The organism is Paraburkholderia oxyphila NBRC 105797 (genome assembly GCF_000685075.1).
Classification (GTDB): Bacteria; Pseudomonadota; Gammaproteobacteria; order Burkholderiales; family Burkholderiaceae; genus Paraburkholderia; species Paraburkholderia oxyphila.
In genome coordinates this window covers 1-23674 of the sequence record NZ_BAYD01000032.1, presented here as the reverse complement: position 1 = coordinate 23674, position 23674 = coordinate 1, and the positions used below count along the sequence as shown (strand labels likewise).

Genomic DNA, 23674 nt, shown 5'->3' with positions numbered 1-23674 from the left:
GGGCGCAAAGGGGCGGTGCCGGAAAGGCGCGCCGGCGGGGCGCGAGAAATGACAAACGCCCGCTTTCGCGGGCGTTTGCGATACATCAAAGAGCAGAGACGGGCGAGGCGTTAGCCGCCACGGCGCATCATCTCGAAGAACTCGGAATTGCTCTTCGTCTGGCGGATCTTGTCGAGCAGGAATTCCATGGCCTCGACTTCGTCCATGTCGTGGATGAACTTGCGCAGCACCCAGATCTTCTGGAGGATGTCCGGCTTGATCAGCAGCTCTTCGCGGCGCGTGCCCGACTTGTTCAGGTTGATCGACGGGTAGACGCGCTTTTCCGCGAGACGGCGCTCGAGGTGCACTTCCATGTTGCCGGTGCCCTTGAACTCTTCGTAGATCACGTCGTCCATGCGGCTGCCGGTTTCGATCAGCGCCGTGCCGATGATGGTGAGCGAGCCGCCTTCTTCGATATTGCGCGCGGCGCCGAAGAAGCGCTTCGGACGCTGCAGCGCGTTGGCGTCCACACCGCCCGTAAGCACCTTGCCCGATGCGGGGACAACGGTGTTGTACGCACGTGCGAGACGCGTGATGGAGTCGAGCAGAATCACGACGTCGTGCTTCATTTCGACGAGGCGCTTGGCCTTTTCGATGACCATTTCGGCCACTTGCACGTGGCGCGCGGCCGGTTCGTCGAAGGTCGAGGCGATCACTTCGCCTGCCACCGAGCGCTGCATTTCGGTCACTTCTTCAGGACGCTCGTCGATCAGCAGCACGAACAGGATCACGTCAGGATGGTTCTGCTTGATCGCGTGCGCGATGTGCTGAAGCATCACGGTCTTGCCCGACTTGGGCGAGGCGACCAGCAGGCCGCGCTGACCCTTGCCGATGGGCGCGATCATGTCGATGATGCGGCCCGTCACGTTCTCCTCACCGCGCATTTCGCGCTCGAGCAGCAGCACCTTGTTCGGGTGCAGCGGCGTGAGGTTCTCGAACATGATCTTGTGCTTCGAGGCCTCGGGCGCCTGGCCGTTGACCTTGTCCACCTTCACGAGCGCGAAGTAGCGCTCGCCGTCCTTCGGCGTACGCACTTCACCTTCGATCGTGTCGCCGGTGTGCAGGTTGAAGCGGCGGATCTGCGACGGGCTGATGTAGATATCGTCCGTGCTGGCGAGATACGAGGTTTCCGGCGAGCGCAGGAAGCCGAAGCCGTCCGGGAGCACTTCGAGCGTGCCGTCACCGAAGATCGTTTCGCCCGTCTTGGCGCGCTTTTTGAGAATCGCGAACATGAGTTCCTGCTTACGCAGGCGGTTCGCATTTTCGATCTCGAGGCCATTGGCCATCTCGATCAATTCGGACACGTGCTGAGACTTGAGCTCGGAAAGATGCATACGGAGAACCCGTCGGGGAGGATGCGACGAAAAGAAGTCTGGGGGAAAAGAAGCGAGCGGAACCGCTCAAGGACTTATATAAGGGCGCCGGGTAGACGCTTTATGAATTCTAGCATAACACACGCCGGAAGCCGCCAGTCGAGCCCGGCGGCAAGTTTCGGCATGTTTTTTCGGTGCGTGTTGTCGGTGGACAACACGCACCGTTGAGTCGCTGCCTGGTTGTTGCGCTTTACACCGCCCGATCCTGCTTCGAAGCAGGGATCAGTTGGCGTGGCAGGGCGGCGACGCGTGATTTACAGGTGGCTATCCAGGAACGCGGTGAGCTGCGACTTCGAAAGCGCGCCAACCTTCTGCGCCGCGACGGCGCCGTTCTTGAAGAGGATCAGCGTCGGGATGCCGCGCACGCCGAACTTCACCGGCGTCGACTGATGCTCGTCAACGTTGATCTTCGCGACTTGCAGGCGATCGCCATAGTCCTTCGCGACCTCGTCGAGAATCGGCGCGATCATTTTGCAGGGGCCGCACCATTCGGCCCAGAAGTCCAGCAGCACGGGCTTGTCGGATTTAACGACGTCCTGTTCGAACGATGCGTCGCTGATGTGCTTGATTTGTTCGCTCATTGTATGAATACCTCTTTCGGATCGAGGCTGACTGAATGAATTGCTCGCCACGATACACCAAAACTCAAAATATATCCGGGACCGCCCAAAGCCTTGCCAGGCGGCACCAGATCCAGTCGGCCAAGCTAGCCCGGCAACGGTCGACGCCAGTGTAGCCTAAATCCCTATGCGTTGCCGACGGTGATAGTACGCATGTGGGCGTCAGGGTTTCCCAATGTTTTTGATGAGAAACGCGCGCGTTTTTTGTGCCGGCGTGCACCGTTCCGGTTGCGCAGGGACCGCTTCCCAACCACTGGCAAACTATTGTCGACCGGCTTTGCCCCAGAACAGCGTGCGGCCGCACGCACTGCACGATGCTGATATTGTGGTGTGGCGCACGTTTGCAAGAGGGTACGCGCGCTTCGCTCGGGGGCGCGCTCAGCCCATCCGATGCGCTCCTTGTGTACGCCGTTTGGGGGCTAATCGAAGACTTTTGCGATGCGGCATTCGCAATGCGGCGCAACCGATGTTAGAATGCTTCGTGACGGGCCTCCTCGCATGGAGGGGCGGTCAACCTGGTCAGGTCGGGAACGAAGCAGCCACAGCCGTTTTCCGCCAGTGCCGAGGGTCGGGCTCGTCACCTTCCGCTTTTTTCTTCCGCAGTTCCTTCTCCCCCTCGCAGTCCCTATCTCTCGCTGAGTGCGTCGTTGCTGCGTCGCCGGTTCTCGCGTGCTCCGTGTTTGTCCCGTTGCACCCGTTTTCGGCATTCGTCATGGCTTTGCGCGCATGCGAATCGCGTGCAAGGAAGCCGTGCGCAGGGGGGCGCGCGAAATGTTCCAAAGCGATACGGCGGCGACGGCCCGGCGCGCCCGTCGACAGGGCGCCCGGCGCCTTTCGATTCATCGGAACGCGCGGGCGTTGCTGATACAATTTCCGGATGACCTATCAAGTTCTCGCACGCAAGTGGCGACCGAAGGATTTCGCTTCGCTCGTCGGACAGGAGCACGTGGTGCGCGCGCTCACGCATGCGCTCGACGGTGGGCGTCTCCATCACGCGTATCTCTTCACGGGCACGCGCGGCGTGGGCAAGACGACGCTCTCGCGCATCTTCGCCAAGGCGCTCAATTGTGAGACCGGCGTGACGTCCAAGCCGTGCGGCGTCTGTCGCGCGTGCCGGGAAATCGACGAAGGGCGCTTCGTCGACTATGTCGAGATGGACGCGGCGAGCAATCGCGGCGTCGACGAAATGGCCGCGCTGCTCGAACGCGCGGTCTATGCGCCGGTGGATGCGCGCTTCAAGGTCTACATGATCGACGAAGTGCACATGCTCACGAACCACGCGTTCAATGCGATGCTCAAGACGCTGGAGGAGCCGCCGCCGCACGTCAAGTTCATCCTCGCGACCACCGATCCGCAAAAAATTCCGGTCACGGTGCTGTCGCGCTGCCTGCAGTTCAATCTGAAGCAGATGCCGGCCGCCAACATCGTCGAGCATCTCACGCATATTCTCGGCGAAGAGAAGGTCGAGTTCGAGCCGCAGGCGCTGCGCCTGCTCGCGCGCGCCGCGGACGGCTCGATGCGCGACGCGCTCTCGCTCACCGACCAGGCCATCGCCTATTCGGCCAATCAGGTGACGGAAGAGGCCGTGCGCGGGATGCTCGGCGCGCTCGACCAGAGCTACTTGATTCGCCTGATCGACGCGCTGGTCGTCGGCGACGGCGCGCAAGTGCTCGCGATCGCCGATGAAATGTCGCTGCGCAGCCTGTCGTTCTCGACAGCGCTGCAGGATCTCGCGAGTCTGTTCCATCGCGTGGCGTGGGCGCAGTTCGCGCCGGCGTCGGTGCTCGACGAATGGCCCGAGGCCGACGATCTGCGCCGCTTCGCCGATGTGCTGAGCGCGGAGCAGGTGCAACTCTTCTATCAGATCGCGACGCTCGGGCGCAGCGAGCTCGGTCTCGCGCCCGACGAGTACGCGGGCTTTACCATGACGCTGCTGCGCATGCTGGCGTTCGAGCCTTCGGTGAGCGCTGGCAGTGCCGGCAGCGCGCCGGCTTCGAAGCCGGCGGCGGCAGGTGCCGGCGTGCGTGCGGCGGCACCGGCGGTAGCTTCGGCGGCGGGCGTTGCGCCCGCCGAGCGAGCTGTTGCGCGGCCGGTGGCCGCTGCGCCGCGCGCCGAACGCACGGAACAAACGCAGGCCGAAGCCACGATCACACCGTCACGCGCAGTGTTGGCGGAAGACGTGAAGCAGGGCGCCGCCAACTCATCGCCGAGTGCCGATGCGCAAGCCGTATCCGCGAGCGTTGAAGCAACCGCGGAACCGGTGGCGCAGAGCGCTGGGCAAGCCGCGCCTGCTGCGCAAGCGCGCGTCGTGCCGCCTTGGGAAGACGAGAGCACGGCCACATCGGGCGACGATGCGAAGCCTGAAGCGCAGGCCAAGGTGCAGGTTGCGCCGGCACCGTCTGCTGAGCCCGTTATCGAGACGCCAGCAGCACCACCTGCGCAGTCCGTGACGCAAGAGATGCATGAGACGCCTGCCATGGAGGCGCCTCCGGCTCGCGCCACCGGCGCCGGCGGCGCGAGTGCGGCGCTCGACGTGCTGCGCAGCAAGGGCATGCGCGTGTCCACAGAACGTGGCCCGCGCGGGACGGCCAGTGCGGCGTCGCCCGCGGCCACCGCGAAGCCCGCAGCTCCCCGCATGGAAGTGAAAGTGCCGACGCCCGATCCCGCGCGTCGAGCCGCCGCCGCGCAAGAAGCCCAGGCACGCCGGCCCGCGCGGGAGACGAACCCGCAGCAGGACGCATCGGGTGCGCCGCCGTGGGACGACATCCCGCCCGACGAGTACGTGCCGCTCGGCGCCGACGACGCTTATTTCTCATCCCCCGACGAAAGCTTCGCGCCCGCATACGAAGGCGAGTCCGCCGCGCCGCGCGCCGGTGCATCGTCGGCGCTGTCCGCACAATCGGCCCCCTCCGCCGCCGTGGTCGACGTGAGCAAGCTGCCGCCGGGCATCCCGCTCGACGCCATCGGCTTCGCGGGCGACTGGCCGGCGCTCGCCGCGACCCTGCCGCTCAAGGGCATCTCGTATCAGCTTGCGTTCAACAGCGAGTTGACCGCGCTCGAAAGCGGCGTGCTCAAGCTCAGCGTGCCGGTGCCGCAGTACGCGGAGACCTCGCAGGTCGCCAAGCTCAAGGCCGCGCTGGCCGAAAGCCTCGGCAAGCCCGTGGAAGTCGACGTCACGGTCGGTCCCGCGCGCCGCACGGCGGCGGCGCTCGACGCCGCCGCGCGCGCCGAGCGCCAGCGCGACGCCGAGCGCGAGATTGGCGCCGATCCTTTCGTGCAGCAACTGATTCGCGACTTCGGCGCGAGCATCGTGCCGGGTTCGATCCGGCCGATCGCGCCCGAGGCCGCGCAGGGCGGTAGCCAGACCGCCCATTGAATCGCGCCGCGCGGTGCTCCGGGCACAGCGGGTGCGATCGAATCATTTACGAATCACACATGATCCAGAAGGAGCAGTGAAATGTTGAAAGGTCAACTCGCCGGGCTCATGAAGCAAGCCCAGCAGATGCAGGAAAACATGAAGAAGATGCAGGAGCAGCTTGCCCAGATCGAAGTCGAGGGTCAGGCGGGCGCCGGTCTCGTCAAGGTGACGATGACGTGCCGCAACGACGTGCGCCGCGTGTCGATCGATCCGAGCCTGCTCGCCGACGACAAGGACATGCTCGAAGACCTCGTCGCCGCTGCGTTCAACGACGCCGTGCGCAAGGCCGAAGCCACGTCGCAGGAAAAGATGGGCGGCATGACTGCCGGTCTGCCGCTGCCGCCGGGCTTCAAGATGCCGTTCTAAGCGAGGCGCGCCGCGCGGCCCGATGGCTGCGCGCCGCCTCGTGCGCGGCGGTCCTCCAGTTTCTGCGAGGCTGCCGCGCAGGGTTCCGATGTCAGGCGCACCTGAGCGCGCGCGGTATCTGCGCGCGTGTTTTACTCTATCCGGCCATGTTCGGCCGCGCGCTGTCACGCTCGACTATGCATTGCCACGCTGAATTCGCATGAAACAACCTTCCGCCCTGGCGGCGCTCGTCGAGGCGCTGCGTGTGTTGCCCGGCGTCGGGCCGAAGTCGGCGCAGCGCATGGCCTATCACTTGATGCAGCACGACCGCGACGGCGCAGAAAAGCTCGGCCGCGCGCTCCTGTTCGCGACCGACCACCTGAAGCATTGCGAGAAGTGCAACACCTTCACCGAAGCTCAGGTCTGCGAAACATGTCTCGACGAAGAGCGCGATCCCACGCTGCTGTGCGTCGTGGAGACACCCGCCGACCAGATCATGCTCGAGCAGACCATGACCTGGCGCGGGCTGTATTTCGTGCTGATGGGCCATCTGAGTCCGCTCGACGGCATCGGCCCGAAAGAGATTCATTTCGACCGCCTCGTGAAGCGCGCCTCGGACGGCGTCGTCAAGGAAGTCGTGCTCGCAACCAACTTCACGAATGAAGGCGAGGCCACCGCGCATTACCTCGGCCAGGCGCTCAAGGCACGCGGCCTGGCCGTCACGCGCCTCGCGCGCGGCGTGCCGGTGGGCGGCGAGCTCGAATACGTCGACGCGGGCACCATCGCGCGCGCGATGCTCGACCGGCGCTCGATGTAGCGCCAGCCCCGCGCCGCATGGCGGCGGCGAGCGCGTGGCCGCTCGAGATCGACATGCAAGACGCGCGCCTGGTCGCGCAGCTTCGAAGAACATGAAAGGAGACCCATGAACGCAGCCCCTTTCCCTGAATCCGCCGCGAAAACCGCGACGGCCGGCCCGCTCGCCGGCGTGAAGGTGCTCGAGCTCGGCACGCTGATCGCGGGCCCGTTCGCGGCGCGCTTTCTCGGCGAGTTCGGCGCCGAGGTCATCAAGATCGAAGACCCCAAGGGCGGCGATCCGCTGCGCAAGTGGCGCAAGCTCTATCCCGAAGTGGGCGGCACCTCGCTCTGGTGGGCGGTGCAGGCGCGTAACAAGAAGTCGGTGACGGTCAATCTCAAGGCCGAAGAAGGCAAGGAGATCGTGCGGCGCCTCGCGAAAGAGGCCGACATCGTCATCGAGAATTTCCGGCCCGGCCTGCTCGAAAAGCTCGGACTCGGCTACGACGTGCTCTCGAAGGAGAACCCCGGGCTCGTGATGGTGCGGCTTTCGGGGTATGGCCAGACCGGCCCGTATCGCGATCGTCCGGGCTTTGGCGCCATTGCCGAGTCGATGGGCGGCCTGCGCCATATCACCGGCTATCCCGAGCTGCCGCCGCCGCGCATCGGCATCTCGATCGGCGATTCGATTGCGGCGCTGCATGGCGTGATCGGCGCGATGATGGCGCTCCATCATCGCAACATGAACGGCGGCAGCGGCCAGATCGTCGACGTCGCGCTCTACGAGGCCGTGTTCAACATGATGGAGAGCGTGGTGCCCGAGTACGGCGTGTACGGCATGGTGCGCGAGCGCACCGGCGCCTCGCTGCCGGGCATCGTGCCGTCGAACACCTATCCGTGCCGCGACGGCAGCATCGTGATCGGCGGCAACAGCGACCCGATCTTCAAGCGTCTCATGACGGCGATCGAGCGCGACGACCTCGCCAACGATCCCGGCCTCGCGCACAACGACGGCCGCGTGCCGCGCACCGCGGAGATCGACGGCGCCATCGCGGCGTGGCTTTCCACGCGCACCATCGACGAGGCGCTCGACGTGCTCAACGCCGCCGACGTCCCCGTGGGCCGCATCTACACGGTGGCCGACATGTTCGCCGATCCGCAGTTCGCCGCGCGCCAGATGATCCAGCAGTTCCGCTGGCAGAAGAAGGATGGGCAGGCGGGAGAGGGCGTCGATATCGCGCTACCCGCGGTCACGCCCAAGCTCTCGGCGACGCCCGGCGACACGCGCTGGCTCGGCCCCGAACTGGGCGAGCATACCGACGAAGTCTTGCAGGCGCTCGGCTATGATGCGGAGCGCATCGCACAGTTGCACGCGCAACAAATCGTCTAGCGGTGCGTGCATTGATCTAGCGGTGAAAACGTAAAAAGGCTCGCGTGCTGCGAGCCTTTTTCACGTCTACGAGCGGGCGATGCCGCGCGCCGCTCAGGGCTCGATGACGATCTTGCCCGTCACCTTGCGCGAGGCCATGTCCTTGAGCGCTTGCGCGGTATCGGCGAGCTTGTAGCGCTTCGAGACATAGGGCTTGAGCTTGCCTTCGCCGATCCAGCCCACCATCTCCGCGAACGCCGCCGCGTTGTGCTGCGGCTCGCGGCGCGCGAAATCGCCCCAGAACACGCCGACGATGCTCGCGCCCTTGAGCAGCGTGAGGTTCAACGGCAGCTTCGGAATTTCGCCATTGGCAAAGCCGACCACGAGATAGCGCCCGCGCCAGCCGATGCTGCGGAACGCCGGTTCGGCATAGATGCCGCCCACCGGATCGTAGATCACGTCGGGGCCCTTGCCGTCGGTGAGCGCCTTGATGCGCTCGCGCAGGTCCTCGGTGCTGTAGTTGATCGTGGCGTCGGCGCCGAAGCGGCGGCAGACCTCGAGCTTCTCGTCGCTCGATGCAGCCGCAATCACGCGCGCGCCGAGCACCTTGCCGATCTCCACGGCCGCCAGGCCCACGCCGCCCGCCGCGCCGAGCACGAGCATGGTCTCGCCGGCACGCAGCGCGGCACGGTCGACCACGGCGTGGTGCGAGGTGCCGTAAGCGAGCGTGAAGGCGGCCGCGGTGGCGAAGTCGGCGCCTTCGGGCAGCGGCACGCACGCGCCGGCCTCGGCAAGCGCCTGCTCCGCGAACCCGCCATTGCCCACATAGGCGACCACGCGCGTGCCGGGCTTGAGCTTCACGCCATCGCCGACGGCGCGCACGATGCCCGCGACTTCGGCGCCGGGCGTGAAGGGCAGCGGCGGCTTGACCTGATACTTGTTCTCGATGATCAGGACGTCAGGAAAATTGACCGCGGCCGCCTTCACGTCGATCACCACCTGGCCCGGGCCGGGCACGAGTTCGGGCAGATCTTCGAGGGTGAGCGTGTCAGGTGGGCCGTACTGGTTGCAGCGGATTGCGCGCATTGTGTCTCCTGTCTTCCTGGTGGGTCGGTCATGGGTTCGGCACAGCGTTACAGTGTACGGCAATCCGACGATATGCGAACGATCGTACGTTTATTTTCGTGGATTGCGTGGATCGCGTGGATCGCGTGGATCGATTACGCATCGGGCCAGCAGGGTACGGCAAGCGTACGTAAAGGGTGCGAAAACGAGGCCGGACACGCAACGAAAAGCGCTGCGAAAAGCGCTGTGCGGGAGATCCCCGGCATACGCCGGAATGCACCGCACATCGGCACGCGCGCGCCGGCGCGGCCCGCACCGGCCTGTCGTTCGCCTGCCTTCTTTCCTCGGTTACAATCGGCGAATGCGAATACTACTCAGCAACGACGACGGCTATCTCGCGCCCGGCCTTGCTGCGCTCTACGAAGCGCTCAAGCCGCTCGGCGAGGTCACGGTGATGGCGCCCGAGCAGAACTGCAGCGCCGCTTCGAACTCGCTCACGCTGTGGCGACCGCTCTCGGTGCTGCGCTCGGCGAGCACGGGGTTCTACTACGTCAACGGCACGCCTACCGACTCGGTGCATATCGCGCTCACGGGCATGCTCGATCAGAAGCCCGATCTCGTCGTGTCCGGCATCAACAACGGCCAGAACATGGGCGAGGACACGCTGTATTCGGGCACGGTCGCCGCGGCCACCGAAGGCATCATGTTCGGCGTGCCGGCCATTGCGTTTTCGCTCGTCGACAAAGACTGGGAGCATCTCGACTCCGCCGCGCGCGTGGCGGCCGAGATCGTCGCGCATTACCTCGCGCATCCGTTGCCGGGCAACCCGCTGCTCAACGTCAACATTCCGAATCTGCCGTACGACGAGTTCGGCGAATGGCGCGTCACGCGCCTCGGCAAACGCCATCCCTCGCAGCCCGTGATCCGCGACACCAATCCGCGCGGCGAGCCGATCTACTGGATCGGCCCCTCCGGCAGCGCGCGTGACGCGAGCGAGGGCACGGACTTTCATGCGGTGTCGAACGGCCACGTGTCGATTACGCCGCTGCAACTCGACCTGACGCATACGCAGATGTTGCCAGCGACGCACGAGTGGGTGCGTCAAGGCGGCAGCGCTTCATGACGGGCGAGCGCACGAAGCGTTTCCCGCTCGGCCTCGCCGATCTCGTGCGCGAGCCGCGACGCCACGACGGCCAGGATCGTCACGACACGCGCCTCGGCGAGGCGCGTGCGCCGCTTGCGCGTGCGGGCCAGCCCGGTGCATCGAAGCGCGCGCCCAACCCCGTAGCGAAAGCGGCGCCCGCGAAAAGCCCGGGCGTGAAAGGGACAACGGGCGCGGCCAGCCCCACGGCATCGGGTACGCATGTCGCGGGCAAGGCGGGCGGCATTCAAGCTGCAAAAGCGCCCGGCGCGCCGCACGCCGCGGCGGCGCCGCTGCGCAAGTCCGATGCGCGCCGCAGCGACCCGCCGCTGCGCTCCACCTCGTCTTTTTCCGCTGCTGCAATGCCTGCGCCCAAGGGCGCCCAGGCGCGGGGCGCCATCAATGCCCGCGTGGGAGCGGCACCGAGCGCCGGCGCGCCGGGCGTCGCGCTCAATGGCGCGCATGCACTGACTTCGGAACGGGTTCGCGAACGCATGGTCGAACGCCTGCGTGCAAACGGCATTGCCGATCCGCGCGTGCTCCAGGCGCTCGCGGGTGTGCCGCGCCACATGTTCGTCGATCCGGGCCTCGCGACCCAGGCCTACGAAGATGCGGCGTTGCCGATCGGTCATCACCAGACCATCTCGAAGCCATCGGTCGTCGCCCGCATGCTTGAACTCGCGGGCGCGGGCCGCAACCTCGAGCGCGTGCTCGAAATCGGCACGGGCTGCGGCTACCAGGCCGCCGTGCTGAGCCGGATTGCACGCGACGTGTATTCGATTGAACGCATCAAGCCGTTATACGAGCGCGCGAAGACGAACTTGCGCCCGCTGCGCATCCCGAACATCCGTTTGCACTACGGCGACGGACGGCTCGGCTTGCCGTCGGCGGCGCCGTTCGACGCGATCGTGATCGCCGCCGCCGGCTTCGAGGTGCCGCAGGCGCTGCTCGAGCAGCTCGCCATCGGCGGACGCCTCGTCGCGCCGGTCGCCGAGCAGGATGAAGCGACCCAGGTGCTCACGCTCGTCGAGCGCACGGGCCCTGCGCAGTGGCGGGAGTCGCGGCTTGATCGCGTTTTCTTTGTCCCCTTAAAATCCGGAGTGATTTGAAACCGATGAGTATGTTGCGCGCGATGCAAAGAAAACGTTTGAATATCGACCTGACCGCGGCCCGTAACGGCGCTTCGGTCATCGCGCTCTGTCTGCTGACGGCCTGCGCGACGCGCCTCGACAACGCGCCTGTCGTGGACCGCACCGCGCCGCTCGCGACCGCAGGCGCGGGTGCGCAGCCGCAGGTGCCGCTCGGCCCGCCGCCTCCGGGATACTACCGGGTGAAGCCGGGCGACACTCTCTATAGGATTGCGCTCGAAAACGGTCAGAATTTCCGCGATATCGCCGCGTGGAACAATCTCACCAACCCGAATCAGATCGAGGTGGATCAGTTGCTGCGCGTGGTGCCGCCGGGTGCGAGCAATGGCGTGAATCCGCCGGGTGTTGTCACCGCACCGGTGCCGGGCGTGGCAGCGCCGGCCGCGCAGGCCGCAGTGCCGCCGATGTACGGTTCGGGCGCGGGCGCGACGGCGGTGCCGCCGGTCGCAGCCGTGTCGCCACAGGCGAGCGGCGGCGACATGGCCGCGGCGCCCAGCAGCCTTGCGCTTGCATGGCCGGTGCGCGGCCCGGTGCTCAACAGCTTCGACGATTCGAAGAACAAGGGCATCAATATTGGCGGTGCGGCCGGTGATTCGGTCAAGGCCGCTGCTGATGGCCGGGTGGTTTATGCCGGAAATGGGCTGCGCGGTTACGGCAATCTCATTATCATCAAGCATGACGCCACGTTTTTGACAGCGTACGCACACAACCGGGCTTTGATGGTAAAAGAGGGAGATGCGGTCACGAAGGGTCAGAAAATCGCCGAGATGGGCAACACTGACTCGGATCGCGTGATGCTGCATTTCGAAGTACGCCGCCAGGGCAAGCCCGTCGACCCACTGAAGTACTTGCCGCCGCAATAATGCGAGCCGACCATGCCGAAATCGAAGCGCCGTCTGCAGCAGTCCGAGTCTGACAGTCAAGCCGCCCAGGTTTCGGTGGAGGACGGCGCTCGGCAGGGCGACGACGAAGAACTCGAGAACGCACGCGAGTTCGACGAGCGCGAGTCCGCGTCCGAAGAGGGCGGCCGTGATAGTGAAGAACCCGCGGAAGCGCCGTCCGACGCGGACGACTTCCGCGCGATCTTGCAGGCCGAGCTCACGGCCGACACCATCCAGCATTATCTGAACCGGATCAGCGTGAAGCCGCTGCTCACCGTCGAGGAGGAGCAGCGCTATTCGCGGCTTGCCAAGGCCGGCGAGTTCGAGGCGCGGCAAGTCATGATCGAGCGCAATCTGCGGCTCGTCGTCAGCATTGCGAAGGGCTATCTGAACCGTGGTGTGCCGCTGCTCGACCTGATCGAAGAAGGCAACCTCGGCCTGATGCATGCGATCGAGAAGTTCGATCCCACGCGCGGTTTCCGCTTTTCGACCTATGCCACCTGGTGGATCCGCCAGAGCATCGAGCGCGCGATCATGAACCAGGCGCGCACGGTGCGCCTGCCCGTGCACGTGATCCGCGAGCTCAACCAGGTGCTGCGCGCCAAGCGCCATCTGGAGAAGAATTCGCTCAATGCCGACTCGGCCTCCGACCGGCGCGACGCGAGCATCGACGACATCGCCTATCTCACGGGCAAGACGACCGAGGAAGTCACCGACATCCTCGCGCTCAACGAGCACACCGCGTCGCTCGATGCGCCGCTCGACCTCGATCCGGCGAGCAGCCTGCTCGATCTCCTGTCGGACGACCAGAGCCAGTCGCCCGATGCCGAAGTGCAGCACCGCGAGCTCGAGACGCTCACGCGCGCGTGGCTCGGCCGGCTTTCGGACAAGCATCGCCATGTCATCGAGCGGCGCTTCGGACTGAACCATATCGAGCCCGCCACGCTCGAAGAGCTGGCCGACGAAATGGGCCTCACCCGCGAGCGCGTGCGGCAGATCCAGCAGGAAGCGCTGGTGCGCCTCAAGCGCTTTTTCGCCTCGAACGGCGTGCGCAAGGACGCCGTTCTTTAAAACCTCGCTGCTCTTCTTTGCAGTTCACCTGAATGACAGTTCCTGTACTCGTATTCGACATCGAGACGATTCCCGATGTCGACGGCATTCGCCGTCTCGATGATCTACCCGCCTCGCTGACCGACGCCGAAGTGGCCGAGCACGCGTTCGCCGCACGCCGTGAGAAAACCGGCAGCGATTTCCTGCCGCATCACCTGCAGCGCGTGGCCGCGATTTCGTGCGTGTTCCGCGATGGCCAGGGTTTTCGCGTGCGCTCGCTCGGCACGCCCGAGGACGGCGAAGCAAAGCTGATCGATTCGTTCTACCGCACCATCGAGAAGTACACGCCGCAGCTGGTCTCGTGGAACGGCGGCGGCTTCGACCTGCCGGTGCTGCACTATCGGGCGCTGGTGCACGGCATTCGCGCCGTGCGCTACTGGGAGATGGGCGAAGAGGACCGCGACTTCAAGTGGAACAACTACATCAGCCGCTACCACTCGCGCCACACCGACCTGATGGACCTGCTCGCGATGTATCAGGCGCGCGCCAACGCGCCGCTCGACGCGCTCGCGAAGCTGTGCGGCTTTCCGGGCAAGCTCGGGATGGACGGCGGGCACGTGTGGACGGCGTTCCAGCAGGGCCGCATCGAGGAAATCCGCAACTACTGCGAAACCGATGTGGTCAACACGTATCTGCTCTATTGCCGTTTCCAGAAGATGCGCGGTGGCTTTACTGAACGCGAATACGACGATGAGATCGAGTTCGTGAAGCAGTCGCTCGCGGCCGAGCCGGCGTCGCACTGGAAGGAATATCTGGAAGCGTTCGGCAATTGAGCGTGTGGGTGGCGCGGCGGCTGCATGCGCGCCTGCGCGCGCGGCCTCAGTCCAGCTCCAGCACGATCGGCTGATGATCGGATGCCTGGGTGGCGCCGTCGATCTCGCAGCGCTTGAGCCGGCCGCGCAAGTCCTCGGTCACGAACACGAAGTCGCAGGCGAGCGGCCCGTCGGACCATTGCACCGTATCGTAGACACCCGCCGTGGGCGGCGGCGTCGCGCCGGGGTGCAGCGCCGTCCAGGCATCGATGAACGCGGGACTGCCGGCGAGCGGCTCGAGCATCCGGGCGTAAGCCGCGCTGCCGAACGCGCTGTTGAAATCTCCGCAGACGATTGCGCTCACCGGTCGCTCGGTGCGTGCGAACGGTCCTTCGGCATTTTCAGCGGGAGCCGGCTGCGCCGCGTGGGCGGCGGCTTCCTGTTGCAGTTGCCGCAGCGCATCGACTTGTGCGAGCCGCTGACGCTCGGAATAGAACTCCAGATGCGTCACGAGCACGCGCAATGCGCGGCCCGACGACGTCGCGCCGGACACGTCGAGCACCGCTTCGAGCGCGACGCGCTGCATCGACGGCGCGGCGGGGTCGGCGGGCCAGGGCAGCAGATGACGGAACACCTGGGCAACGGGCAGACGCGTGGCGATGGCATTGCCGAACTGGCGGCGCGGCGCGCGTCCCATGGCCGGCTTACCCGGCGCAGCGGCCGGATCAGCCGGATCGGCACACACGCTGACACCCAGATCGGCCCCGATGCCCTCGATCACCGTGAAGCCGGGCAGCAGCGCGGCCAGCTCGGCGAACTGATCGTCGCCGGGGCCGCCCGGCAGTGCGCGAAAGCCCCGGGTGATCTCCTGCAGGCACAGGACGTCGAAGTCGGCGAGGCGGCGTGCTTCGCGTACGGTGCGCGCGAGGTCCACGACACCCAAGGCGTCGCGCCCCCACTGCACGTTCCAGCTGACGAGTCTCATGACGTGCTCCGGCTCACGCAATATTGGGCGGGCGATGGCGCCGGCCTCCGGAGTGGCGCCGCGAGTGCGGGCCGCGAGCGGGTTATCGACGCATTACCGCGTAGTCGGATGAATGATAGGTCAGGGCCGGCCCGGCCGCGGCGCGCACCACCGCGAGGTCGCATTTCGCGCGCGTTGTCGCTGCTACGGCGCGCTGCCTGAAATACACGGCGAAGGGCACGTCGCCATATTTGCCGAGCGCATACTGGAAGCATTCGTTGCCGTTTTCGCCCAGCACGCGGTCGGGTGGGCCGATGCGCTTCATGACGTCGTTTTGCGTCATGCCCTCGGTGACGTAGGAAATCGTCACGTCCGGCGCGGGCGTCGGCGACGAGCAGGCGCTGACGCCGAGGACGGCTGCGACAAGCGTCGCGTAAAGCAGTTTGTTCATGTCGAATCTGAAGATCATGATGGGTGCGCTATCTGTACGTCCTCGGCGCGAAGCTTCCTATCGGACTCGTCCCAAATCAGCGTGCGAGGCAAATCAAAGCGTCCGGTGCGTTCGCGACGCGACGCACGGCGGACGGCATGACGTGTGGGCGTGCCGGTCAATCGAAGAGAAAACGCACGACAAGGTAGAGGAGGCCGATCATCAGCAAAGGGCTACCCAGCATCGCCGCGGCGACGAGATACGCGTCGCGTTGTGCGGCAGCGCGGCGAGGCAGCGCTTCCAGCAAGGGGGCGAGCAAAAGAACCGCCGCGCAAAGCATGGCGAGAGAAATCGCAAAACCGTAAGCGGAGAAGAGTGTGTCCATGATGTCGGGTCTCGGGCGCCGGCCTCATATGGCACGTCGCTGAAACCATCGTACGGACGAGGGCTCGCGTCGAATATCGGAAGAGTTTGAAAGTGCCGGGGTGCTAATTCCGCCGATTCGGTTCGCCGGCATCGCGAGGCACTCGAGCGCCTGCGTGGTGACCCGCACCACGGCTCACGTAGGGGAGCCGACGCCGAATCGACTACAATCTCGCCTTCGCCTGAAAAATTCACCCCACTGTCTGTCAGGAACCCGCTGGTGTCCCAAGCTGCCCCCGACCCTCAAACCGAAACCGCCCACGCCGCATCCGCCGCCGCTGCGCCCACGCCCGCGCCCGCGAAGAAGCTCAGCAAGCGCGAGCGCCGCGCCGAGAAGCGCGCCGCCGTGGAAGCCTCGGTTGCTCATGCCCCGATTCTGGAAATCGAGTCCCTCGACATGGAGGCGCGGGGCGTCGGCCGCACCGTCACCGAAACGGGCGAGCCCGGCAAAGTGATCTTCGTCGAGGGCGCACTGCCAGGCGAGCGCGTCACTTATTTGAGCTACCGCAAGAAGCCGAGCTTCGAGCAGGCCCAGGTCGTGAACGTGCTGCGCGAGAGCGCAATCCGCACGCGGCCGCAGTGCGCGTTTTTCGGCACCTGTGGCGGCTGCTCGATGCAGCATCTGGACGTGCGTGCCCAGATCGCCGTCAAGCAGCGCGTGCTCGAAGACAATCTCATGCATCTCTCGAAGGTGCGTGCGGAAACGATGTTCCGGCCTATCCATGGCCCGTCGTGGGGCTATCGCTATCGCGCGCGTCTGACCGTGCGCAATGTGCCGAAGAAGGGCGGCGTGCTGGTGGGCTTCCACGAGCGCAAGAGCAGCTATGTCGCCGACATGACGAGCTGCGAGGTCCTGCCGCCCGAGGTGTCGGCCATGCTCGTGCCGCTGCGCCGGCTGGTCGAGGCGCTGTCGATTTGCGACCGCATGCCGCAGATCGAGCTCGCCGTCGGATCGAGTGTGACGGCGCTCGTGCTGCGCATTCTCGAGCCGCTCACCGCCGCCGACGAAGACTTGCTGCGCACCTTTGCCGATGAGCACAACGTGCAGTTCTGGCTGCAGCCCAAGGGCCCGGACACGGTGTTCCCGTTCTATCCGCTCGACAAGGCGCTCGACTACACGCTGCCCGAGTTCAATATCCGCATGCCGTTCAAGCCGACGGATTTCACCCAGGTCAATCATCAGATCAACCGCGTGCTCGTGGGCCGCGCGCTGCGCCTGCTCGCGCCCGAGCCGGGCGACCGCGTGCTCGACCTGTTCTGCGGCATCGGCAACTTCACGCTGCCGCTCGCGCGGCTCGCGCGTGAGGTGGTGGGCATCGAGGGCAGCGACACGCTGACGGCGCGTGCGCTCGAGAATGCGCGCGCCAACGGCGTGGACGGCCATACGTCGTTTGCGTGCCGCAACCTGTTCGAAGTCACCGCCGACGACATCCGCGCGCTCGGCCACTTCGACAAGTTCCTCGTCGATCCGCCGCGCGAAGGCGCGCTCGCGGTGTCGCAGGCGCTGGCCGAGATCGCGAAGAGCGGGGACGGTCCGTTGCCCAGGCGCATCGTCTATGTGTCGTGCAGCCCGGCGACGCTCGCCCGCGACGCGGGCGTGCTCGTGAACGAAGCCGGCTACCGGCTCAAGGGCGCGGGTGTGGTCAACATGTTCCCGCACACCTCGCACGTCGAGTCGATCGCGCTGTTCGAGCGCGACTGAGCGAAGGCGGCGCGCCTCGCGCGCCGCGGTTTCCCCGGCCGCCTGGTGCTCGACGGCGGCAAAAAAAAAATCGCCACGGAGATCCGTGGCGATTTTTCTTTAACGGGCCGAAGCGGCGATCACCAGATCTGCCACCACGACTTGCTCTCCTTGCCGGGGCGTGCGTGGCCCGTGATGTACGGGCTGTCCGGGAAGGTGGCGGCGAGTACGCGGCGGGTATCGTCGGCCATCTGCGGCTGATTCAGCTTCTGATACGAAAGAATCATGATGTGCAGGGCGTCTTCGATCGCCGGCGCGCTCTTGTAGTCCTGAATCGCGAGCTGCGCACGGTTGATCGCAGCCACATAGGCGCCGCGGCGGTAGTAGTAGTCGGCGGCGTGCACTTCGTGCGAGGCGAGCGCGTTCACGATATAGCGCATGCGCTGCGCAGCGTCGGGCGCGTACTTGCTTTGCGGGTACTTGTCCACGACGACCTTGAACGCGTCATACGACTCGCGCAGCGACTTCGGATCGCGCTCGCTCATGTCCTGGCCGGAGAAGCGGCCGAACAGACCGAGGTCGTCGTTGAAGTGGATCATGCCCTTCAGGTAATACGCGTAGGCGATGTCCGGGTGATCCGGGTGCAGCTGGATGAAGCGGTTGATCGCCTGGTCGGCGGCGTCGTTCTCGTTATCCTTCCAGTTGCAGTAGGCGACGTTGATCTGCGCCTGCTGGGCGAAGTGGCCGAACGGGTCACGGCCTTCGAGCTGCTCGAAGTATTTCGCGCACTTGCCCCAGTCGCCGCCGGAGAGCGCGTCCTGGGCCTCCGTATATAATTTGTTGTTGTTCCATGCTGCCGTTTCGTCGGTCTTTTCCGGCAAGCCGTGGCAGGCCGCAACCGCCGCAAGTGCGGCGCCGCAAGCCGCAATGCGAATAATGTTGCCAATCTTGCCGAGTGTCAGCGCTTGTGCCGCGCGCATTGCGTTTCGGGCCACTGCATCTTGGGCCAGTTTCGTAATCGTGTTCAAGGCTCGCATTTATCCAGTCCAGCTACAGGTCCACAGGTGACCCAGACTCAATGACCCGTTCAGTTATTCCGGGGGCCGGCGCTCCCGGCGCCCAAAACAGCATCAGCGATTATAGCCTGGGCGAAGTGCCCGATGACGCAGCCGCCGGTGATGCGCTCGATGACGACCTCATTGGCGAGGCGAGCGCCGCTGCGCCGGGCAGTGCGCCGCGCACGCGCCGCGCCCAGCAAGAGCAGGAAGCCCGTCGTGCCGAGGTGCCCGACGAGCTGGCCGGCGAGCGCCTCGACAAGGTGCTCGCCAAAGTCTTTCCCGAATTTTCGCGTAACCGCCTGCAAGGCTGGATCGAGGCGCAGCGTGTGCATGTCGACGGCAAGCCCGCCAAGGTGCGCCAGCCGGTGCCGCTCGGCGCCGTGATCGAGCTCGTGCCCGACCTGCTGCCCGAGCAGCTTGCGTTCACACCCGAACCGGTGCCGCTCGACGTCATCTACGAAGACGACGCCATCGTCGTCATCAACAAGCCCGCCGGGCTAGTCGTGCATCCGGCCGCCGGCAACTGGAGCGGCACGATCCTGAACGGCCTGCTGCATCGCTACGGCGAGGCGGCGGCGGGCTTGCCGCGCGCGGGCATCGTGCACCGGCTCGACAAGGAGACCTCCGGGCTGATGGTGGTCGCGCGCACGCTCGAGGCGCAAACCGACCTCGTGCGGCAGTTGCAGGCGCGCACGGTGAAGCGCCGCTATCTCGCGCTCGTCTGGGGCAACATGCCCGATGACGGCACGATCGACGCGCCCATCGGCCGCGACCCGCGTGAGCGCACGCGCATGGCGGTCGTGGCGGGCGCCTCGGGCAAGCCCGCGCGCACCCATTTCCGGCGCGTCGACAAGACCCTTTGGCATAACCAGCCCGTGAGCGCGATCCATTGCGACCTGGAGACGGGGCGCACGCACCAGATCCGCGTCCATTGCGCGGCCATCGGCCATCCGCTGCTCGGCGACCCCGTCTATGGGCACGCGCGCGGCAAGCGCTCGGTCGCGGCGCTGCCCGACGGTTTCTCGCGTCAGGCGCTGCATGCCTGGCGCCTCGGCTTGATCCATCCGGTCACGGGCCGTGCGATGCAGTGGCGCGCCGAGGTTCCCAATGACATGGACGCGCTCATCGCCGCGCTCGGCTTCGGCCGCGAAGAAGAGGATGAGTACGGCTTCGACGACGAGGTCTTCGATAGCGCGTACACGGACGAGGGCTACGTCATCGGCAGCGACGAAGACGACTACGACGAAGACGAAGGCGAAGGCGAAGGCGAAGGCGAAGAGGACCCGCACGCATGACGACCTGCCCCGAACTGACCTCCGCCGATTTGCTGCACCCGGACTGGAATGTGTCGCCGCGCGTGCGCGCAATCATGACGACGCGCAACGGCGGCGTGAGCGCGCCGCCATTCGGCCGCTGGCAGACGGATGCGGCGCACCCGGCGCAAGACGGCGGCGTGGAGCTGCCGTGTGGCCTGAACCTCGGCCGTTCGTCCGGCGACGATCTCGAGCATGTCGAGGCCAATCGCGCGCGCTTGCTCGCCTACGCGGGCGTGCCCGCTGCGTGGCTGAAGCAGGTCCACGGGCCGGTGGTGGTGGACGCTGCCGCCGCGCTCGAGGCCGCACGCGCAGGCACGCTGCTCGAAGCCGACGCGAGCGTGACGGACCAGCCCGGCATCGCCTGCACGGTGATGGTCGCCGACTGCATGCCCGTGCTGCTCTGCGACAGCGCCGGCCGGGCGGTTGGCGCCGCGCACGCGGGATGGCGCGGCCTCGCTGCCGGTGTCATCGAGAAAACCGCGCAGCGCGTGGCCGAACTCGCGGGCTGCGCCGCGAGCGAGCTGCACGCGTACCTCGGACCGGCGATTGGCCCGCAGGCCTTCGAAGTGGGTGAGGACGTGCGAGAGGCGTTCATGGATCACGCGCAGCTAGCCGGCGGCGCGCAACGCGACGCGCGGCGCGCCGACACGGCTGCCGCGTTCGTGCCGCGCCCCGAAGCGCCGGGCAAATATCTCGCCGACCTCGGCCAGCTTGCGCGCCTGCGTCTCGCCGAAATTGGCGTGGCGCATGTGAGCGGCGGGGGACTGTGCACGTTCACGGATCGCGAGCGCTTCTACTCGTATCGCCGCGAGCGCGTGACGGGGCGCATGGCCGCGCTGATCTGGCTCGCGCCCTGAGTCGTCGGCTCGCGCCGTTTCGGCACTGCAAACCCTGATTTCAAGGCTGGATGCGCTGTTTTTTGCTGCGCTGCAGCGTCGGCGCAAGGCGCGGCGTTTCGTGCCATGCGAATCGAATCGGCGATTTGTGCATTGCACTGCAAGCACTTGCGGCCATGGCGCTTTTTCGCAAGCTGTCATGCGCCGCACATTGTGTCGACCAATTTAAGGTTGGCTTACATCGGGAAAACGATAATGAAAAAAATATCGCAGTGCGGCAAAATCGGGCACAAGCATTGACATGCTTTGCCGTGGGGAGCAAGAATGTCCCTCACCCACGGGACAGGACGCGACAAGGCACACGCCAGTAGCAGTGCGCCGCGCGCGGACCACCTGCCTCTCAACCAGTCCTTCGGGACACATCGGTCAAAAGCAGGCATGACGGCATCTCAACGTTCCTCGACAACCCCGGGCGCGGGCGCTTCAACCGGCGGTGCACAGTCTTTCATTCCGAAATTCACACCGGACGCCGCTGGCATGCAACAGATGCTCGATGCGTGGACACAGGCATGGCGCAACGCCATGAATGCTGCGCAGCAATCGGGCGTGCAACATTGGGGCCAGGCGGCGGGGCAACCCGGCGCGTTCTGGCCCGGCGCGGCAAACGGTGCCGCCAATGCTGCGGCCAATCCCGCTCAGGCGGCGTTCAATGCGGCGATGAATCCTGCCGCGATGAGCTCGGCTTTCGGCGCGCTGGAGGCGTTCAAGCTTCCAGCGGCATCGATCGAGCCTTCGCGGTTGCAGCACCTGCAGGCCGACTATTCGCGCGAGGCACTCGACCTGTTGCGCGAGGCGTCCGCCGCTTCGCCCAAGGCACCCGAGCTCAAGGACCGCCGCTTCAGCGCGGACGCATGGAAGGCGACGCCGGCCTATGCGTTCACGGCGGCGTGGTATCTGCTCAACGCGCGTTATCTGCACGAAATGGTCGACGCCATCGAGACCGATGCAAAAACGCGCGAGCGCATCCGCTTTGCGGTCCAGCAATGGACGGCGGCCGCGTCCCCGAGCAATTTCCTCGCCCTCAATCCCGAGGCCCAGCACGCGTTGCTCGAGAGCCATGGCGAGAGCCTGCGCCAGGGCGTGATGAATCTGCTCGGCGACATGTCGCGCGGCAAGATCTCGCAAACTGACGAGTCGCGCTTCGTGGTGGGCCACAACCTCGCGACCACCGAAGGCTCGGTGGTGTTCGAGAACGCGCTGTTCCAGCTCATCCAGTACAAGCCGACCACGGCAACCGTGCGCGAACGGCCGCTGCTGATCGTGCCGCCGTGCATCAACAAGTACTACATCCTCGACCTGCAGCCCGAGAATTCGCTTGTCGCGTACGCGCTGGAGCAAGGGCAGCAGGTGTTCCTCGTTTCCTGGCACAACGGCGACGCGTCGATTGCCCATAAGGGCTGGGACGACTACGTCGAGGAAGGCGTGCTGACCGCCATCGAGACGGTGCGCAGCATCAGCGAGCGCGAGCAGATCAACACGCTCGGCTTCTGCGTGGGCGGCACGCTGCTCGCTACGGCACTGGCCGTCGCGGCCGCGCGCGGCGAGCATCCCGCTTCGTCGATGACACTGCTCACGGCCATGCTCGACTTCTCCGACACGGGCGTGCTCGACGTGTTCGTCGACGAGGCGCACGTGCAGATGCGCGAGCAGACCATCGGCGGCAAGAACGGCGGGACGCCGGGCTTGATGCGCGGCGTCGAGTTCGCGAACACGTTTTCGTTCCTGCGCCCGAACGATCTGGTCTGGAACTACGTCGTCGACAATTATCTCAAGGGCCGCACGCCCGCGGCGTTCGATCTGCTTTACTGGAACAGCGACTCGACGAGCCTGCCGGGCCCGATGTATGCGTGGTACCTGCGCAATACCTATCTCGAGAACAAGCTGCGCGAGCCGGGCGCGCTCACCGTGTGCGGCGAGGAAGTCGACCTCTCGCGCATCGACGTGCCGACCTTCATCTACGGCTCGCGCGAGGACCATATCGTGCCGTGGCGCACTGCCTATGCCTCGGTGCCGCTGCTCTCGGGCCCGCTGAAGTTCGTGCTGGGCGCGTCGGGGCATATCGCCGGCGTGATCAATCCGGCTTCGAAGAACAAGCGCAGCTACTGGAGTGTCGAAGCCGATGCGAAGCATCTGCCCGAGGAGGCCGACGACTGGTTCGCAGAGGCTGCGGAAAAGCCGGGCAGCTGGTGGCCGACCTGGGCCGAGTGGCTCGACCAGTTCGGCGGCAAGAAGGTGAAGCCGCGCGCGCAGGCGGGCTCGGCGGAGTTTCCCGAGATCGAACCCGCACCTGGGCGCTACGTGCAGCAGCGCGACTGAAGCGGGTCGAATCGGGTTGAAGCGCACGCCGCGGATTGGGCGGCGATGCGGGGTGTAGGGTTTTTAACGTGACGGGAAGGGGAGTCTTGCAACTTCCCGCTGCCCGGAGGAACTGAAAATGACAGATATCGTGATCGTTTCGGCTGCGCGTACCGCGGTCGGCAAATTCGGCGGAACGCTTGCGAAGATTGCGGCGCCCGATCTGGGCGCGCTGGTCATCAAGGCCGCGCTGGAGCGTGCGGGCGTGAAACCCGAGCAGGTGAGCGACGTGATCATGGGGCAGGTGCTGACCGCGGGTTCGGGCCAGAACGTCGCCCGTCAGGCGTCGATCAAGGCGGGGCTGCCCACGGCGGTGCCCGCGATGACGATCAACAAGGTCTGCGGCTCGGGCCTGAAAGCCGTGATGCTCGCGGCCAACGCGATCATCGCGGGCGACTCGGAGATCGTCGTGGCCGGCGGCCAGGAGAACATGAGCGCGGCGCCGCACGTGCTGCCGGGCTCGCGCGACGGCTTCCGCATGGGCGATGCGAAGCTGAT

21 protein-coding genes and 1 other RNA gene are annotated in these 23674 nt (G+C 65.9%); 15 read left to right on the top strand and 7 right to left on the bottom strand.

What is annotated here, in order from left to right:
* Window positions 1–110: 110 nt before the first annotated feature.
* Window positions 111–1373, bottom strand: a complete 1263-nt coding sequence (gene rho, locus BO1_RS20600; protein WP_028219176.1) for a transcription termination factor Rho — start codon at window positions 1371–1373, stop codon at window positions 111–113.
* Between the two features lie 293 nt (window positions 1374–1666).
* Window positions 1667–1993: a thioredoxin TrxA gene (gene trxA / locus BO1_RS20595; RefSeq protein WP_027818380.1), complete on the bottom strand. Its 327-nt coding sequence runs from the start codon at window positions 1991–1993 to the stop codon at window positions 1667–1669.
* A 522-nt stretch (window positions 1994–2515) separates the two neighbouring features.
* Between trxA and ffs the strand changes: the two genes are divergently transcribed.
* The 5 genes from ffs (at window position 2516) to BO1_RS20575 (ending at window position 7977) form a co-directional block, all read left to right on the top strand.
* Window positions 2516–2614: signal recognition particle sRNA small type (gene ffs, locus BO1_RS56835), an RNA gene on the top strand.
* 295 nt (window positions 2615–2909) lie between these two features.
* Complete coding sequence (locus BO1_RS20590; protein WP_028219175.1) at window positions 2910–5408, top strand: DNA polymerase III subunit gamma/tau; 2499 nt, start codon at window positions 2910–2912, stop codon at window positions 5406–5408.
* An 81-nt stretch (window positions 5409–5489) separates the two neighbouring features.
* Window positions 5490–5816, top strand: a complete 327-nt coding sequence (locus tag BO1_RS20585; RefSeq protein ID WP_028204938.1) for a YbaB/EbfC family nucleoid-associated protein — start codon at window positions 5490–5492, stop codon at window positions 5814–5816.
* A 199-nt stretch (window positions 5817–6015) separates the two neighbouring features.
* Window positions 6016–6612 (top strand): recombination mediator RecR, encoded by a 597-nt coding sequence (gene recR / locus BO1_RS20580; protein WP_028219174.1) that lies wholly within the window; start codon window positions 6016–6018, stop codon window positions 6610–6612.
* A gap of 105 nt (window positions 6613–6717) precedes the next feature.
* The gene (locus tag BO1_RS20575) at window positions 6718–7977 is read left to right on the top strand and encodes a CaiB/BaiF CoA transferase family protein (RefSeq protein ID WP_028219173.1); all 1260 of its coding nucleotides are present in this window, start codon (window positions 6718–6720) and stop codon (window positions 7975–7977) included.
* Between the two features lie 93 nt (window positions 7978–8070).
* On the opposite strand, the gene BO1_RS20570 is transcribed toward BO1_RS20575, so the two are convergent.
* Window positions 8071–9042, bottom strand: coding sequence for an NADPH:quinone oxidoreductase family protein (locus BO1_RS20570; RefSeq protein ID WP_028219172.1), 972 nt, complete (start codon window positions 9040–9042; stop codon window positions 8071–8073).
* A 340-nt stretch (window positions 9043–9382) separates the two neighbouring features.
* Between BO1_RS20570 and surE the strand changes: the two genes are divergently transcribed.
* Genes surE through BO1_RS20545 form a run of 5 tightly spaced genes read left to right on the top strand, consistent with a single transcriptional unit; the run spans window position 9383 to window position 14074 of the window.
* On the top strand, window positions 9383–10144 hold the full coding sequence (gene surE / locus BO1_RS20565; protein WP_028219171.1) for a 5'/3'-nucleotidase SurE: 762 nt from the start codon (window positions 9383–9385) through the stop codon (window positions 10142–10144).
* Window positions 10141–11271: a protein-L-isoaspartate(D-aspartate) O-methyltransferase gene (locus BO1_RS20560; protein ID WP_028219170.1), complete on the top strand. Its 1131-nt coding sequence runs from the start codon at window positions 10141–10143 to the stop codon at window positions 11269–11271. Before surE ends, BO1_RS20560 begins: the two co-directional genes overlap by 4 nt.
* Window positions 11272–11276: 5 nt before the next feature.
* Window positions 11277–12173, top strand: coding sequence for a peptidoglycan DD-metalloendopeptidase family protein (locus BO1_RS20555; protein WP_043285623.1), 897 nt, complete (start codon window positions 11277–11279; stop codon window positions 12171–12173).
* 12 nt (window positions 12174–12185) lie between these two features.
* A complete protein-coding gene (gene rpoS, locus BO1_RS20550) occupies window positions 12186–13262 on the top strand; it encodes an RNA polymerase sigma factor RpoS (protein ID WP_028219168.1) in 1077 nt (358 codons plus the stop codon).
* A gap of 32 nt (window positions 13263–13294) precedes the next feature.
* Window positions 13295–14074, top strand: coding sequence for a 3'-5' exonuclease (locus BO1_RS20545; RefSeq protein ID WP_028219167.1), 780 nt, complete (start codon window positions 13295–13297; stop codon window positions 14072–14074).
* Window positions 14075–14120: 46 nt separating this feature from the next.
* Here BO1_RS20545 and BO1_RS20540 read toward each other — a convergent pair whose 3' ends face one another.
* The 3 genes from BO1_RS20540 to BO1_RS20530 all read right to left on the bottom strand — a co-directional run bounded on the left by BO1_RS20540 (window position 14121) and on the right by BO1_RS20530 (window position 15832).
* Window positions 14121–15038: an endonuclease/exonuclease/phosphatase family protein gene (locus tag BO1_RS20540; protein ID WP_028219166.1), complete on the bottom strand. Its 918-nt coding sequence runs from the start codon at window positions 15036–15038 to the stop codon at window positions 14121–14123.
* Between the two features lie 82 nt (window positions 15039–15120).
* The gene (locus tag BO1_RS20535) at window positions 15121–15468 is read right to left on the bottom strand and encodes a hypothetical protein (RefSeq protein ID WP_156992339.1); all 348 of its coding nucleotides are present in this window, start codon (window positions 15466–15468) and stop codon (window positions 15121–15123) included.
* 157 nt (window positions 15469–15625) lie between these two features.
* A complete protein-coding gene (locus tag BO1_RS20530) occupies window positions 15626–15832 on the bottom strand; it encodes a hypothetical protein (RefSeq protein ID WP_028219164.1) in 207 nt (68 codons plus the stop codon).
* A gap of 384 nt (window positions 15833–16216) precedes the next feature.
* Here BO1_RS20530 and rlmD point away from each other — a divergent pair, with 384 nt between their 5' ends.
* A complete protein-coding gene (rlmD, locus tag BO1_RS20525) occupies window positions 16217–17572 on the top strand; it encodes a 23S rRNA (uracil(1939)-C(5))-methyltransferase RlmD (RefSeq protein ID WP_028219163.1) in 1356 nt (451 codons plus the stop codon).
* Window positions 17573–17691: 119 nt separating this feature from the next.
* On the opposite strand, the gene BO1_RS20520 is transcribed toward rlmD, so the two are convergent.
* A complete protein-coding gene (locus tag BO1_RS20520) occupies window positions 17692–18531 on the bottom strand; it encodes an outer membrane protein assembly factor BamD (RefSeq protein WP_156992338.1) in 840 nt (279 codons plus the stop codon).
* 98 nt (window positions 18532–18629) lie between these two features.
* Between BO1_RS20520 and BO1_RS20515 the strand changes: the two genes are divergently transcribed.
* The 4 genes from BO1_RS20515 to BO1_RS20495 all read left to right on the top strand — a co-directional run.
* Window positions 18630–19904, top strand: coding sequence for an RluA family pseudouridine synthase (locus BO1_RS20515; protein WP_028219161.1), 1275 nt, complete (start codon window positions 18630–18632; stop codon window positions 19902–19904).
* Window positions 19901–20782 carry a peptidoglycan editing factor PgeF gene (gene pgeF / locus BO1_RS20510; protein ID WP_028219160.1) on the top strand — a complete coding sequence of 294 codons (882 nt, stop codon included), beginning with the start codon at window positions 19901–19903 and terminating at the stop codon, window positions 20780–20782. Before BO1_RS20515 ends, pgeF begins: the two co-directional genes overlap by 4 nt.
* A gap of 417 nt (window positions 20783–21199) precedes the next feature.
* Window positions 21200–23137, top strand: a complete 1938-nt coding sequence (gene phaC, locus BO1_RS20500; protein ID WP_167338367.1) for a class I poly(R)-hydroxyalkanoic acid synthase — start codon at window positions 21200–21202, stop codon at window positions 23135–23137.
* 118 nt (window positions 23138–23255) lie between these two features.
* Window positions 23256–23674: thiolase family protein (locus BO1_RS20495; RefSeq protein WP_028219158.1), on the top strand; the 419-nt coding region annotated here is incomplete at its 3' end.

Excerpts from the sequence above, each read along its gene's own strand:
- BO1_RS20545 (WP_028219167.1), top strand. The coding sequence starts at position 13,295 with ATGACAGTTCCTGTACTCGTATTCGACATCGAGACGATTCCCGATGTC.
- BO1_RS20535 (WP_156992339.1), bottom strand. The coding sequence starts at position 15,468 with ATGAACAAACTGCTTTACGCGACGCTTGTCGCAGCCGTCCTCGGCGTC.
- BO1_RS20560 (WP_028219170.1), top strand. The coding sequence starts at position 10,141 with ATGACGGGCGAGCGCACGAAGCGTTTCCCGCTCGGCCTCGCCGATCTC.
- pgeF (WP_028219160.1), top strand. The coding sequence starts at position 19,901 with ATGACGACCTGCCCCGAACTGACCTCCGCCGATTTGCTGCACCCGGAC.
- BO1_RS20590 (WP_028219175.1), top strand. The coding sequence starts at position 2,910 with ATGACCTATCAAGTTCTCGCACGCAAGTGGCGACCGAAGGATTTCGCT.
- BO1_RS20555 (WP_043285623.1), top strand. The coding sequence starts at position 11,277 with ATGAGTATGTTGCGCGCGATGCAAAGAAAACGTTTGAATATCGACCTG.
- BO1_RS20520 (WP_156992338.1), bottom strand. The coding sequence starts at position 18,531 with ATGCGCGCGGCACAAGCGCTGACACTCGGCAAGATTGGCAACATTATT.
- recR (WP_028219174.1), top strand. The coding sequence starts at position 6,016 with ATGAAACAACCTTCCGCCCTGGCGGCGCTCGTCGAGGCGCTGCGTGTG.
- phaC (WP_167338367.1), top strand. The coding sequence starts at position 21,200 with ATGACGGCATCTCAACGTTCCTCGACAACCCCGGGCGCGGGCGCTTCA.
- BO1_RS20530 (WP_028219164.1), bottom strand. The coding sequence starts at position 15,832 with ATGGACACACTCTTCTCCGCTTACGGTTTTGCGATTTCTCTCGCCATG.
- BO1_RS20570 (WP_028219172.1), bottom strand. The coding sequence starts at position 9,042 with ATGCGCGCAATCCGCTGCAACCAGTACGGCCCACCTGACACGCTCACC.
- trxA (WP_027818380.1), bottom strand. The coding sequence starts at position 1,993 with ATGAGCGAACAAATCAAGCACATCAGCGACGCATCGTTCGAACAGGAC.
- BO1_RS20515 (WP_028219161.1), top strand. The coding sequence starts at position 18,630 with ATGACCCGTTCAGTTATTCCGGGGGCCGGCGCTCCCGGCGCCCAAAAC.
- rho (WP_028219176.1), bottom strand. The coding sequence starts at position 1,373 with ATGCATCTTTCCGAGCTCAAGTCTCAGCACGTGTCCGAATTGATCGAG.
- BO1_RS20585 (WP_028204938.1), top strand. The coding sequence starts at position 5,490 with ATGTTGAAAGGTCAACTCGCCGGGCTCATGAAGCAAGCCCAGCAGATG.
- BO1_RS20575 (WP_028219173.1), top strand. The coding sequence starts at position 6,718 with ATGAACGCAGCCCCTTTCCCTGAATCCGCCGCGAAAACCGCGACGGCC.
- BO1_RS20540 (WP_028219166.1), bottom strand. The coding sequence starts at position 15,038 with ATGAGACTCGTCAGCTGGAACGTGCAGTGGGGGCGCGACGCCTTGGGT.
- rpoS (WP_028219168.1), top strand. The coding sequence starts at position 12,186 with ATGCCGAAATCGAAGCGCCGTCTGCAGCAGTCCGAGTCTGACAGTCAA.
- surE (WP_028219171.1), top strand. The coding sequence starts at position 9,383 with ATGCGAATACTACTCAGCAACGACGACGGCTATCTCGCGCCCGGCCTT.